Origin of the sequence: Shimazuella soli (genome assembly GCF_022511585.1) — a bacterium.
Lineage (GTDB): Bacteria > Bacillota > Bacilli > Thermoactinomycetales > Thermoactinomycetaceae > Shimazuella > Shimazuella soli.
Genome location: NZ_JAKWBN010000013.1, coordinates 33,214 through 47,169 on the forward strand (window position 1 = coordinate 33,214; position 13,956 = coordinate 47,169).

Sequence of the window (13,956 nt, forward strand, 5' to 3'; positions counted from 1 at the left end):
ATCCAATCTCTTGTAAGCTTTTCTCATTATGTAAAAATAAGTGAACTTATAATGAAACTATATATTTTACTTACCTTGTAATTCCTCCTTTGTAGATAATTTTATTCTTATTCGTTTACTCCATATTAGGTTATATGAAAATGGAGTTTTAGAGTAGAAGATATATATGAAGAAAGTGTGTGTTTTCATAGTTGGATGGAGACCTCACACATTCAAATCATTGATCAGAAAATTTCGTATAGACCGTGCTTTCTTTACTTTTATATTAAATGCTCATATATTTATATAAATAGAAAATAAAACAATTATATATGTAGTAAAAAAATAGGCTTGTGCTGAGAGGCATTTGAATAGTTTGCATCAAAGGGGAGATATCAATCGATATTATATCTACTATTCATCAGATTTCCCCGGACAGCTGGAATTCCTTAGTTAGACCAGGTGGTTTTTATTCTACTTATGAATGGATACAATCTTTAGAATTAGCGCATGGTCAAAATCCTATTTTTGTTGTAAAAAACGAAGATAAATTTCTAGGTGCTATTCCTACTTGGAAAGGTCCATCTGTTGAAGATAATCTGTTCTCGCTTTCCAAATTGGTTGGTGATTTACCAGGTATTTGGGACGAGCAGTATTTATGGTTGGGGGGACATAGGGTTACAGCTAATTCTCTAATTTGCATAAATGGTAGACAGGAAAAACTTGTTGCTAAAAAATTAATTCAATCCGCACGAGTATATGCAGCAAAAAAAAATTACTCGGGTGTAATCTGGCCTTTTCTGTCTGTAAATGATGCAAATAAAATAGCTGAATACTGTCCAGATGCAAGAGTTATTTTACATTCAGCAGACCCAATCCTACATGTTCCCGCTGGAGGATTTCTCCAATTAACAAGATCTGCTAAGCGAAGTGATCGAAAAAAATGGTTACAGGAAATCAAAAGCTTTCATTCCTATGGGGCAACAGTTGAGTGGAAATCTTTAGACATTGAAATGATGCAATTTGCAGGTAGACTCATTGCAGAAAATCGGAGAAAGTATGGATCTAGCGGGGGATTGGAATGGATGACTCGCACTTTTTCTGCTCAATTAGAGAGTAAGGTCGCAGAAAAAGCAGTGGTGGCACTTTGTCGTCTCGGTAGTTCTGTTAAAGCAATTGCTATTTTTTATCGACATCGCGATTGGTTGTATGGAAGATACTGGGGATCAGAAAAAGACCATCCACCTTATTCTTATTATGTTCTCACCCAATATGCGGCTTTAGATTGGGCTTCTCAACATGGTTTTCGGCATATACATCTGTCTATTTCTGCATGGGAGTCAAAAGTCAGAAGAGGAGCTGTACTCTATCCTTTAGCTATGGTTATCCTTCCTATACAGAACAAACCGAATTTGGTAAGTAAGCAGGTAGCATATGAACACAACATGTCTGTTGTGGAGCATTGGAAGAATCGATTTGCTACTAGACCCGAAGGACTTGATCTATCATGGTCAAATTGGTAATAAAGCTCAAACACATCAGCGAGGATGATATCAATGTTATATTTAGTTTACAGATTTAAACCTACAGCATATGCTCGTGCAAACCTTCGTGAATTTTGGAAATGGATGCAGGATCGTGAGGCATGGTTTTATGATGGGCTTGAGATGGTATTAAAAACAGAATGGTATGTTAGAACCATTGGTGTGGATGTACACAGTGTGGAACATATTGTGTTGTTTGAAAATGAAGAGGCTTGGGGTGCATATCGCGATAAAGTAAGACAAAAAAGCCAAGATACCAATTGGGAAGCACGACGAACGGAACAAGAGAAATGGTATGACATTTTGGATTCAAGTCTGCTTTCAGATCCACCAGTTCAAATGGGTTTAGATCGAAGAAGATCCTAAAAAAGTATATTGTAAGCAACTATATCTATGTACATTCCTAGACAAGATAGATGAGAGCCACCCACTTGTGATGGTTTTGCATCCTCATCAGTAGATCGATGAGGAGGTTTGAAGCTTTCATTTTGTTATTGCAAAAGATTTAAACGATTAATAGGGAAATATTCACAAATTAAAAATACGTTTTTTGCCTGATGGATGGTACTGCAAACTTTGTAAATCATCCAATCATTCTTATCCACTCCAAGATGTTTGGCTATTCTTGAATCTTGGATGAATCCATATTCTAAAATTTCCCGATAAAATTCCAGCTTATTCTCTTCGATAATTTTGCCAATTGGAGTTTCTGTATCATAGAGTTCATTTACGATATTAACACTGATATTTTCTTTATAAAAAAGTGTCTCGGCATAGATGAAGGGACGTTTAGCGGAATCAATTAAACAAATTTCACGCAAAATAGGCTTATCTGATTGGATCTTATGGTGTTTTTTAAGGTGTTTTGGGCATTCAATCATTTCATGTTGATTGATCAGTTTTACTTTTAGTTGTACCTCGAAAAATATCTCAATTAACTTCGTGATGGAAGATGTTGTCTGAACGATAAATTTTCCAAGTTTATTTAAGTGAATTTGATTCACTTTCATATGATGCTTTCAACACTTCACTTAAATTTATCATTATCATCTTTTATTACGGTTTAAAATAGCCAACATAGTCTTCAGCAAATAATGTTGCATATGAGCCGTTTTTCTGCAATCTTTCAAGTCTGGCTTGACGCAGGCGATCCGAAAAGGCTAAATATTTGTTTTCGTTTGAGTCGACCGTATTGTGAATCAATCGAATCATCCAATCTGAAAATTCTTGTGTTTTCCATATATGAGGTAATCGCATAGTTGAATATTGGTTCAATAGCGTTTCGTCTCTATTGTGATAATAATGGATGATAGCTTTTGCTAAGGCATCAGAATCGGCAATAGCTAGATTCATTCCTTTTGCTCCTACAGGAGTAATAATGTGAGCAGCATCACCAGCGAGAAAGAGTTTTCCAAATTGCATGGGTTCCATCACAACACTGCGCATGTTAAGAACGCGCTTTTCAATCAATGGTCCTCTAACTAAGTTCTCATCCCCTTCAATAGATAAGCGTTTATTGAGTTCCTCCCATACTCGATCATCAGACCAATTAGAGGCGGTGTCATTTGGGGGACACTCTAAGTAAAACCGAGTGATTTCAGATGTTCGTGGCATTTGTCCAGCAAATCCAGATTCATGTAGTGCATACACGATTCTTTCCATTGTAGATGGTACTTCTGCTAGAATGGCTAACCATCCAATTCCATATTGTTTGGAAAATATTTTTGCTTTGTTTTGCGGAATTGATGATCGGCTGATACCATGAAATCCATCACACCCAGCTATGTAATCGCATTCTATTTCCAAAAGTGTATTAGTAGATATTGGGGAAGAACAAGTTACTACTGGACGACTACTTTCCAATCCTTTTAATTCTACGGCCGGGTGAGAAAATAATATCTGTCCTCCGCGTGAGATGAATAGCTGAATGAAGTCTTGTACAACAAATTGTTGGGGGTATACCCAATGGGAGCCACTAGCGACTTCACCATATGGGATTTCATAACTATGTCCATTGTGCCGAAATTCGCATATAGTATGAGGGACACCTTTGTTATCTAATCCGTCTGAAAACCCATTTTTTCTCATGAATTTTACAATGTGGTGCTCAATAAATCCTGCTCGAGCTCTAGACTCTACATAATCCCGGGATTGGCGTTCGACTATAATACAATCTATTCCTTCTTTTTGGAGCAGAAGACCTAATACCAGTCCTGCTGGACCAGCTCCTAATATAGTAACTTTTGTACTTGTCCGTTTTACATCAATATGATTGTGCTCCCCATCTTCAGTATGGAAAGGAAGAGACGCTATCATGAACAAACCTCCCAGAGGACTTGAAAATTATTCAATATTCCAAAAAATGATTTGCTTCTCCACATCGGGTGAAAGTTATAACAATATCTATTATATCTTTTGTTATTTTATTTGGAAATGCTTTTATTGATAGATCGCGATTTGGGAATAAAAACAAGAATAGTACAAAATCAGAAATTACTATGATAAGTAGCTTTTTTGAATCTTAATTAACAGGATGGATAATAATCAGACTGGGTAAGTTAAGAAAAAGGGAGGGAAATATGACCACTCGAAGAAGAGCATTTTTAACTGGTTTCACCTTGTCCACAATTGGTTTTGCTACTTTTTTACTAGCAGACAAAAGGAATAGACATAGACTATTCTACAAACTTCAACACTTATTTGAACCGAATGCATCTACATCATACCAAGAGCATAACCAAGAATTAAAAAGAAAGATAGGAAACCCGGAACCTTGTGATGAAAGGGATAACAATATGGTATGGGAAGGATCTATGTATTCAGTCAAATATTATAACGAGGAAAAAGATAGTCATGATCAATGATTTTCATAGTCAAAGCCTTCTGTAGTTGGAGGGCTTTTTGTTATTTAAAAGTTTATTGGATAAGAATACCCAAGCTGTACATTTCTATTGGAAAAGTGTTGAAATTTATTTCATCATGTATTTTCATAATGTAAGAAGGATTAAAACAATAAAAGGATGTTTTCATTTTTCAAATATGTGTATTAGTTGAAGGGTGGTATTCTATGAACAAAATCTATTATAAATTGCCATATACCATTTGCATCATAAAAAGAGCGGATAAGATTCTTTTGATAAATAAAGATGCAAAAGTTTGGATGGGTAGATGGAATGGGGTCGGTGGGAAAATAAAAAAAGAAGAAACGCCTGAAGAGTGTATTATCCGAGAAGTTCATGAAGAAACAGGGATACAAGTCGCTCAAGTAAATTTTAAAGGCATAGTTACATGGCCAGAAGAAGAAAATACAAGAGGAGGAATGTATCTATTTTTTGTAGAACTGCCTCCTGAATATATATTGGAAACACCGATTAAAAACCGAGAAGGAATCCTAGATTGGAAAGAAGTTTCGTGGATACTTCATTCGGATAATAGAGGAGTAGTAGATACGCTACCTAAGTACTTGCCTACTGTTTTGCGCAGAGTGGAATTATTTGAGTATTATAGCGTTTTTCAAGAGGGACGATTGCGAGAATGTACTTCCATACCAATAACATCAAACCAGTTTCCGATTAATTAGTGAGAACTATTATGGATTATTATTTTCTTTGAAAACGGAGAATAAAAGTGGTGTCTGTAAAGATAGAGTTCTCATTTATGAATGGTTACAGGTGTACCAATACCAACTTTTCGACTGAGGTCTTCTACGTCCTTATTGTACATACGGATACACCCTTTTGATACCATTTTACCAATCGAAGAAGGACGATTTGTACCATGTATCCCGTAACCTTTGCGGGATAGTCCCATCCATAAGGTTCCATAAGGGCTAAGGGGACCACCTGGTCTGCTGTAGGGATAAGTTACTTTATTGATAATGACGTAATTGCCAATAGGAGTTTTGGTGAGCATTTTACCAATTCCTATCGGATAACTTTTTATGAGTTTCGTTCCTTTGTATAAATAAAGCCTTCTTTTGGATAGGGAAATATCTATGTTTGGCAAATCCAACACACTCCTTTTACCTTAGTATATGGATCATAGGCCCCGAAGGTGATATTACGAACTGAATGAAAAAGTTATAGCAGAAAGGAGTTCCGACAATGAAACTTAAGGAGGAATTTTTGTGAAAGAGAAAGAAAATAGCGCTTATTCAGCAGGTGATGTGATTGAAGATGGGAAATTTCGCATTGAAACTGATTCTATGGGAGAAGTAAAAGTACCAGCAGATCAATTGTGGGGAGCTCAAACACAGCGATCATTGATTCATTTCTCGATTGGAGATGACCGTATGCCTCTGGGGATTTATCATGCATATGGGTATGTGAAGAAAGCTGCAGCAAAAGTAAATGGAGTAGCTGGTGTTTTATCAAAAGAAAAAGCTGAGATAATTATGGAAGTAGCCGATGAAGTGATTGAAGGTCAGTTGGATGAGGAATTTCCATTGTATGTTTGGCAGACAGGTTCTGGCACACAAACTAACATGAATGTAAATGAAGTCATTTCCAATCGAGCTATCCAGAAGGTAGGAGGGGTTTTAGGCTCGAAATACCCTATTCATCCGAATGATCATGTTAACATGTCTCAGTCTTCCAATGATACGTTTCAAACTGCCATGCATATTGCTACAGTATTAGAATTCTCCAATCGTCTGATTCCTTGTGTGGAAGCATTGATAAAAGAAATGTGGACGAAAGCTGTGCAGTGGGTGGATGTGGTTAAGATAGGTCGAACACATCTACAAGATGCTACACCCCTGACGGTTGGACAGGAATGGTCTGGTTATGTCACTCAATTAAGAGATGCTCTCCAGCTCGTTAAAGACTCTATGTCTGGATTATATAAACTTGCTGCCGGAGGGACAGCAGTAGGAACGGGAATCAACACACTTCCCGATTTTGGGATAAATATAGCGAAAGAGATCGCTAAGCTTACTAGCCATCCATTTATTACAGCACCTAATAAATTTGCAGCCCAAGCATCTTTGGATGCAATGGTAAATGCTAGTTCAGCAGTGCGTGCACTTGCAGTAGCGCTCATGAAGATTGCCAATGATATCCGTTGGCTCGGTTCTGGGCCAAGAGCTGGGATTAATGAGCTAAGACTACCTGCAAATGAGCCTGGGTCATCGATTATGCCTGGAAAGGTGAATCCGACCCAAGAAGAAGCTATGATAATGGTATGTATACAAGTAATTGGTAACGACAATGCAGTTGCTATTGCCGGTTCACAAGGGAATTTTGAACTAAGTACAATGAGACCAATTATTACCAAAAATGTGCTGCATTCCAGTCGAATCCTTGCTGATGCATGTGAAAAATGGCGTAAATACAGTATCGATGGGATACACCTTAACGAGCAAAGAATTGAGAAATATGTAAATGAATCGCTCATGTTGGTTACTTCTCTAAGTCCACTTATTGGTTATGATAAGGCTTCTGCCATTGCACACAAAGCATTTATAGAAGATATAACACTGCGTGAAGCAGCTATTGCTAGTGGCTTTATTACAGCACAAGAATTCGATAAACATATCCATCCTTCAAAAATGGTAGGAAATCCTCGAGAAGACTTAGGATTAAAAGAATAAAAAGATGTAAAAGAAGGGTCACACCGTTTCTAGCGACAAGAAATGGTGTGACCCTTTTAATTTGGATTTTTATCCTTCTAATAACAACAACTCTGGATCTTCAATTAGTTTTTTTACGGTAGCTAAGAAGCCAACAGCTTCTCTGCCATCTACAATACGGTGATCATAAGAAAGAGCAATGTACATCATAGGACGATGTTCTAGTTTATCACCATCTGCTGTAGTTATGGTGACTGGTCTTTTTTGTATCGTATGCATACCTAAAATTCCTACTTGTGGTGCATTGAGGATCGGAGTAGAGAATAATGATCCAAATACACCTCCATTAGTAATGGTAAACGTACCACCTTTTAATTCATCTAATGTTAATTTATTGGTACGTGCTTTATTAGCTAATGAAGCAATTTGCCGTTCTATTTCTACGAAAGTAAGAGAATCGACATTTCTCACAACTGGAACCACTAGACCTGCATCATTAGCTACAGCTATTCCAATGTCGTAATACTTTTTGTAAAGAATATCTTGTCCGTCAATTTCGGAGTTAAGAATTGGAAATGCTTTTAGGGCACCGACAACTGCTTTGCTGAAAAAAGACATAAACCCTAAATTAATATCATGTTTCTCGATAAATGCTTGTTTTCTTCTTTTGCGTATGTCCATTACCTTGGTCATATCTACTTCATTGAAGGTAGTGAGCATTGCTGCATTATGTTGTGATTGTACCAAATTAGTTGCAATAGTTTGTTGTCTACGCGTCATTCTTTTTCGTTCTATAGGTTTTGTATTCACTTCTTCTTGTGCAGGGGAAGTTGGCTCTGAGATCTGCTGTGTGCTTTTCTGATCGTTTCCATCGTCTTTTTTGTACAATTCAGCTTGAAGTTCATCCACATCTACGCCTTTTTCTCTGGCCAATTTTCTCATTGCAGGTGATGCGTTTGTTCTCTTTTTGTTAGAATCTTGTTTATCAGAAATGGATTGAGTTGATTTCGTTTCTTCCTTTGTCTGGGGAGCAGGAGTTTTGGCTTCTGAACTTTCGCTAGTTTTTGATTCAGAAGTAGCTTCCGTACTAGCGTTTTCATCAAGATGGGCGATTACTTCTCCAACTTCTACATTTTCGCCTGCTTGTTTGATGATTTTCTTAACGACCCCAGCTTGTTCTGCCGAAATTTCCATGTTTACTTTATCTGTTTCAAGTTCTAGTAAGATATCGCCTTGTTTAACATAATCTCCTTCTTTTACTACCCAGTTCGAAATCGTTCCTTCTGTAATAGATTCTGCCAAATTTGGTACTTTGACCTCAGTCATGTTTGGTCCCTCCTGAAATTAAGCAATTATGGTTCAACATGCAAAGCTTCTGTGAGAATTCGCTGCTGCTCGATATCATGTACATTTGCTTTTCCTGTCGCTGGGCTTGAACGATCTGGACGTCCGATATAAATGGTGGAAACATGATCAGATACTGTTTCTCGAATTTTAGGTTCCATATAAGTCCATGCGCCCATATTTTTCGGTTCTTCTTGTACCCACACAACTTCTTGTAGATTTTTGAAACGTTCGATTACTGCTTGGATTTCTTTTTTAGGATACGGATATAATTGTTCCACACGGATAATATGCAGCCAGTCTTTTTGATCTTGAGATGCCTCTAGTTCCGCTGATAGGTCAATTGCAATTTTCCCGCTACATAAAACTAATCGTTTTACCCGATTGGTTTTTTCTCCTAAGTCCGTTTCTTCTTTGATAGCTTGGAAGGAGCTGTTTTCCAATTCGATACTAGGTGAAATCGTTCGTTTGCTCCGAATAAGGCTTTTAGGAGCCATTAAAATCAAAGGACGAGCTTCTTCTTTTCCAATCATAGAAGCTTGACGACGCAAAAGATGAAAATATTGAGCTGCACTTGTTAAATTCGCGATGACAACATTATTTTCAGCAGCTAATTGTAGATAGCGTTCCAAGCGTGCACTAGAGTGTTCAGGACCTTGTCCTTCGTAACCGTGTGGTAACAACATGACTAAACTAGAATCTTGTCTCCATTTTGCACGTCCAGCTGACAGGAATTGATCAATGATCACTTGTGCAGCATTGGCAAAATCTCCATACTGTGCTTCCCATAGAGTGAGGGTTTTTGGTGCAAAAAAGTTATAACCATATTCAAATCCGAGTACGGAAGCCTCTGATAACGGACTATTGTGGATTCCAAAAGCTGCTTTCACTTGTGGAATGGAATGCAATGGACTAAATGTTTTCCCTGTTTTGCTATCATGTAATACAAGATGTCGGTGAGCGAATGTTCCTCTTTCGGTATCCTGACCAGTAAAGCGAATTGCTGTACCTTCATTTAAAATCGTAGCAAATGCTAATGTCTCTGCTAATGCCCAATCCACTTTCTCTTCATCATCTAATAAGTTGATACGTCTTGATAATGTACGTTCTAATTTTGGATATGAGGTAAAAGATTCAGGTCTCTTTAACAGAGAATGATTGATTTCTTTGAGTAATTCAATCGAAACGCCAGTATTTATTTCTGTTGCTGGTTCTAACTCTGATTTAGGGTAGTGATCTGATCCTACATCGGTGCCTTGTTTCATTTTTTTATGTGCAGCTTGTAATTTTTCTCTTATGTTGTCTTGCCATTGTTTTATGTCCGTTTCTTTGATTATCTTTGAAGAACTTAGTTTTTCTGCATATTGTGCACTGATAGTAGGATGATTATGGATAATTTCATACATGAGTGGTTGGGTAACGGTTGGATCATCCATTTCGTTGTGCCCAAATCGACGATACCCTATCAGGTCAATTAGGAAATCTTTTTGAAATCGTGTCCGATATTCGCAAGCAAGGCGAATCGCAGCTAGACATGCTTCAGGATCATCCGCATTTACATGGACAATTGGGATTTCAAAACCTTTGGCAAGATCACTTGAGTAAACAGTGGATCGTGAATCTCTTGTATCTGTAGTAAAGCCCAACTGGTTGTTTGCGATAATATGGATGGTTCCACCTGTTTGGTATCCTGTCAATTGGCTTAAGTTTAGCGTTTCTGCTACTACTCCTTCTCCAGGAAAGGCGGCATCTCCATGGATCAATAACGCAATAGCTTTGCTTGTATCTTGCACAGGGTAGCCTGGTTGGCTTCGGTCTTCTTGAGCTGCTCGAGTAAATCCTTCCACTACAGGATTTACAAATTCCAAATGGCTTGGGTTATTGGCTAAGGTTAAACGGATATGAAAACTGTCTTTGCCATCTATATTTCGATCTCCACCTAGGTGGTATTTCACATCGCCAGTCCAACCAAAATTAATTCCCATGGATCCTTCAGAAGGAACAATATCTTTGTTGGTGGAGTGGTGAAATTCGGAAAATATTTTTTCATATGGTTTTCCAAGAATATGAGCTAGTACATTTAATCGACCGCGGTGAGCCATCCCCATCATGACATGACGAACACCCATTTGAGAACTAGTTCGAATCAGTTCATCAATCATGGGTACTAACATGTCCACACCTTCTATGGAAAAACGCTTTTGACCAGTAAATGTACGCTGCAAGAACTTCTCAAATTCATCTACTTCCATCAGTCTTTTCAGTAGTTCTGATCGTATTTCGGTAGAAAAGTCAGGATAGAATTTTTTCGTTTCTACACTTGAATAAAGCCATTCTCGTTCTTCTTGATTATGCACATGGCTAAATTCATACGCCAGCGACTTTGTATAAACATTTTGTAGATGATGAATTACATCTAATGCAGTGGATACGTGTTCAGTAGAACCCGTCCAAATTAATTCAGCTGAGATTTTACTTAAATCTTCTTCATTCAAACCATATTCATTATGGTTAGGGAGAGCATGTTCTTGTTTTACTAGTGGATTAATATTTGCAGATAAATGACCATAAGTGCGGATATATTGCACTAATTTTTCTGCTGAAATAACCTTTTTTACGTCTGTTTCCATCTCTAATGTTGGTTGGTTGTTCTCCACCATGACTGGAGAACCCCACTGTTCAAAAAGAACTTTTAAGGTGGAGTCTACAGATTCTGGATCTTTGTTGTATTGTTCATACTGGCCTAAGATGTAAGCCAAGTTAGGTCCATGCAAATCTTTCCATGGTGTCTCCTTTTTAGCTTGATCATTTGGCATTTGGATAGCTCCTCCTATTTTTACATTTCTCAAAACTATTATGTACCAAAATAAAGGTCAGAAATCTCACTGCTAATCCTTATTTTGGCGTAAAAGGTTAGTAATGCTGTCACATCATATTATTATAGCTCTTGGAATGACATGAAAATGCATTTTTCGTTTCCTTTCAACTAGAATTCTAACAAAATTTCTAATCAATTGTACTGTTTGGTCTTTATTTTTTTAAAAAGCTTTATTCTGAGGGGACTCATATTTTACAATCACGACTAATTCAACTTCATTTCTAGTATACACTTCCTTTATAAGGGATGTTTATCAGTTATATTGGGATTTAGTGGAAGTGTCTATAGCTTATTATACGAGATTATAAAAAGTTCTAGTTATTCATATCAAAACCCCACTTTCGATTCTTCAATCAAAAGTGGGGTTAGTGTCTAAATCTTAAATTACAGTTGCTTTAAATTGTTCTACTTGTGATTGAATCGCAACTTCTGTAGCTAGCCGTTCAATACTAGAAGCACCAAAGAAACCAGCAATTCCATTGGTTAATTCAAAGATTTTTTCTACATCCGATGGTTCTGCAATAGGTCCTCCATGACATAAAATCAAGATCGATGGATTAATCTTTTTTGCTGAGTCGTGGATCGCTTGAATTCGCTCAGCAGCTTTTTCTAGTGTTAAAGCGGTTTCAGCTCCTATTGAACCTTTCGTTGTTAATCCCATATGGGCTACCAACACATCAGCACCTGCTTCTGTCATTGCGATAGCTTGTGCTTCATCAAATACATAAGGACATGTAAGTAAGTCAAGCTCATGGGCAAGCCGGATCATTTCTACTTCTAAATCAAATCCCATTCCTGTCTCTTCTAAATTCTGGCGGAAGACCCCATCAATCAATCCTACTGTTGGAAAATTTTGCACCCCGTCAAAACCGGTTTCTTTTAATTGCCGCAAAAAAACGGGCATCTGTCGGAATGGATCAGTACCACAAACACCTGCGAGTACAGGAATAGATTGTACAATTGGTAAGACCTCGCCAGCCATTTCCATGACAATTGCGTTTGCATCTCCATAGGGTAGGAGACCGGCAAGAGAACCTCGTCCTGCCATCCGATAACGACCAGAGTTATAAATGATGATGATATCAGCTCCACCGCGTTCTGCAAATTTCGCTGACATTCCATTACCTGCACCACAACCAATGATAGGTTTGTTTGATTGTAGGGTAGCATCTAGTTTTTTTAATGATTCATCACGCAAGATAAATGGCATTTTTAGTCCCTCATTTCTTCTTCAATAAATTCAAGTAATTTTTCAGTTATTCGATTAGAAAATTCTTCATCATTAATATTGCAATCTATCTCATAAACGGGTATATTGTTGCGGATTTTATCTTTAATGGTCTGAAAGAGAGCATCATTTGCATTTGGATTCCAAAATAGTCCATCTGGAGAATCTAATTCGGAAATTCCTTTTAGAGGTAAAAATACAGCGACAGGTCCTGCTGCCTGATTTAATTTTTTTGCTAGCAGAGAGCCTAATCTTTGATTCTCATCGGGGGTGGTGCGCATCAAAGTAACATTGGAATTCCATTCGTAGAGCTGTCGATTTTTAAATCGATCAGGAACGGTATTTATTCCCCAAAAATTAACCATGTCAAGGCACCCAGGTGCTATTACTTGGGGAATGCCTATTTTTGCTGCAGAATCTAAACGCGTTGGACCCGCACTTAAAACACCACCAACTAAATAATCTGCTAACTCAGTTGGTGTTACATCTAGCACACCTCGTATAAAACCCTTTTCAATAAGTGACTCCATTGTTTTCCCGCCAGTTCCAGTAGCATGAAAAACCATGATTTCAAATCCTTTTTCTTCTAGTTTGTTTTTGCATCGGTTTACGAGTGTTGTTGTATTTCCGAACATCGAAGCAGTAATAATCGGTCTGCTTGGTATTTCGGGAACACCCGTCTGAAGCATGCCGACAAGTGCTCCGACAGCGTTTGCATATATTTGAGCACTTACACGATTTAATCCAGAAACATCTAAAATGGAAGGGAACATGACTACATCACTAAACCCAACGTAAGGAAGGGTATCACCAGCAGCTACTGTACTAACCATTACTTTTGGTATTCCAATGGGAAGTTCTCTTAATCCAGCTGAGCCAATAATGGTACCATTCGTTCCTCCCATTGAAAAGCCAGCATGAATTTGACCTTTTTCAAATAACTTTTTCATTATGACAGCGATTCCTTTTGTCATCACATTCATAGCTTTTGATTTATCTCTTTGTTTGCGGAGTTCTTCTAGATTAGAGCCCCCAGCATTAGCAACTTGGCTTGCTGGGATATCAGGTTCTAAAGTCGGTTCACCGAGTACTCCTGTGTTAATGATTAATGTTCGGTAACCTCTTTGTTCTATTTCACTTTGGATAAAAGCATAATCGCTTCCTTTTGTATCCATTGCTCCAATAATGGCTACAGTTTTAGTCACGGTTTTCTCCTCCTCCGATAAAATGAGTAATTAAATAGTAGTAAAAATAAAAATGCGCAATTATTCAAGAATGTTGCTCTTGGTGTAATTATTATATTATTAAAACAACTATTTTCATATATAAAGAGCAAAAAAAGGAAAATTAACTAAATATAACAAGTTTTCAGGAAAATATTATAAATAATAATATAAATAGATGATAAAAATAA

At 37.4% G+C, this 13,956-nt stretch carries 12 protein-coding genes; 5 read left to right on the forward strand and 7 right to left on the reverse strand.

Going from position 1 to position 13,956, the window contains the following annotated elements; genetic code table 11:
• Positions 1–596 precede the first annotated feature (596 nt).
• Positions 597–1,502, forward strand: coding sequence for a GNAT family N-acetyltransferase (locus tag MK805_RS17170; protein ID WP_240877147.1), 906 nt, complete (start codon positions 597–599; stop codon positions 1,500–1,502).
• 33 nt (positions 1,503–1,535) lie between these two features.
• The gene (locus MK805_RS17175; RefSeq protein ID WP_240877148.1) at positions 1,536–1,889 is read left to right on the forward strand and encodes a hypothetical protein; all 354 of its coding nucleotides are present in this window, start codon (positions 1,536–1,538) and stop codon (positions 1,887–1,889) included.
• 125 nt (positions 1,890–2,014) lie between these two features.
• Here MK805_RS17175 and MK805_RS17180 read toward each other — a convergent pair whose 3' ends face one another.
• Together MK805_RS17180 and MK805_RS17185 are read right to left on the reverse strand one after the other, a co-directional pair.
• Positions 2,015–2,533 (reverse strand): chorismate pyruvate-lyase family protein, encoded by a 519-nt coding sequence (locus MK805_RS17180; RefSeq protein WP_240877149.1) that lies wholly within the window; start codon positions 2,531–2,533, stop codon positions 2,015–2,017.
• Between the two features lie 46 nt (positions 2,534–2,579).
• Positions 2,580–3,839 carry a 4-hydroxybenzoate 3-monooxygenase gene (locus tag MK805_RS17185; protein ID WP_240877150.1) on the reverse strand — a complete coding sequence of 420 codons (1,260 nt, stop codon included), beginning with the start codon at positions 3,837–3,839 and terminating at the stop codon, positions 2,580–2,582.
• A gap of 263 nt (positions 3,840–4,102) precedes the next feature.
• Here MK805_RS17185 and MK805_RS17190 point away from each other — a divergent pair, with 263 nt between their 5' ends.
• Positions 4,103–4,387, forward strand: coding sequence for a hypothetical protein (locus MK805_RS17190; RefSeq protein WP_240877151.1), 285 nt, complete (start codon positions 4,103–4,105; stop codon positions 4,385–4,387).
• A gap of 203 nt (positions 4,388–4,590) precedes the next feature.
• Positions 4,591–5,103, forward strand: coding sequence for an NUDIX hydrolase (locus MK805_RS17195; protein ID WP_240877152.1), 513 nt, complete (start codon positions 4,591–4,593; stop codon positions 5,101–5,103).
• A gap of 71 nt (positions 5,104–5,174) precedes the next feature.
• Here MK805_RS17195 and MK805_RS17200 read toward each other — a convergent pair whose 3' ends face one another.
• Positions 5,175–5,528 carry a L,D-transpeptidase gene (locus MK805_RS17200; protein ID WP_420833104.1) on the reverse strand — a complete coding sequence of 118 codons (354 nt, stop codon included), beginning with the start codon at positions 5,526–5,528 and terminating at the stop codon, positions 5,175–5,177.
• Positions 5,529–5,649: 121 nt separating this feature from the next.
• Here MK805_RS17200 and fumC point away from each other — a divergent pair, with 121 nt between their 5' ends.
• Positions 5,650–7,113: a class II fumarate hydratase gene (gene fumC, locus MK805_RS17205; protein ID WP_338057530.1), complete on the forward strand. Its 1,464-nt coding sequence runs from the start codon at positions 5,650–5,652 to the stop codon at positions 7,111–7,113.
• 69 nt (positions 7,114–7,182) lie between these two features.
• Here fumC and odhB read toward each other — a convergent pair whose 3' ends face one another.
• From odhB to MK805_RS17225, 4 genes are all read right to left on the reverse strand, one after another.
• On the reverse strand, positions 7,183–8,418 hold the full coding sequence (gene odhB / locus MK805_RS17210) for a 2-oxoglutarate dehydrogenase complex dihydrolipoyllysine-residue succinyltransferase (RefSeq protein ID WP_240877154.1): 1,236 nt from the start codon (positions 8,416–8,418) through the stop codon (positions 7,183–7,185).
• A gap of 26 nt (positions 8,419–8,444) precedes the next feature.
• Entirely contained in the window at positions 8,445–11,252 is a 2,808-nt protein-coding gene (locus tag MK805_RS17215; RefSeq protein ID WP_240877155.1) for a 2-oxoglutarate dehydrogenase E1 component, read from the reverse strand.
• A gap of 441 nt (positions 11,253–11,693) precedes the next feature.
• Positions 11,694–12,524 (reverse strand): phosphoenolpyruvate hydrolase family protein, encoded by an 831-nt coding sequence (locus MK805_RS17220; protein WP_240877156.1) that lies wholly within the window; start codon positions 12,522–12,524, stop codon positions 11,694–11,696.
• Positions 12,525–12,526: 2 nt separating this feature from the next.
• A complete protein-coding gene (locus tag MK805_RS17225) occupies positions 12,527–13,747 on the reverse strand; it encodes a Tm-1-like ATP-binding domain-containing protein (protein WP_240877157.1) in 1,221 nt (406 codons plus the stop codon).
• Positions 13,748–13,956: the final 209 nt, after the last annotated feature.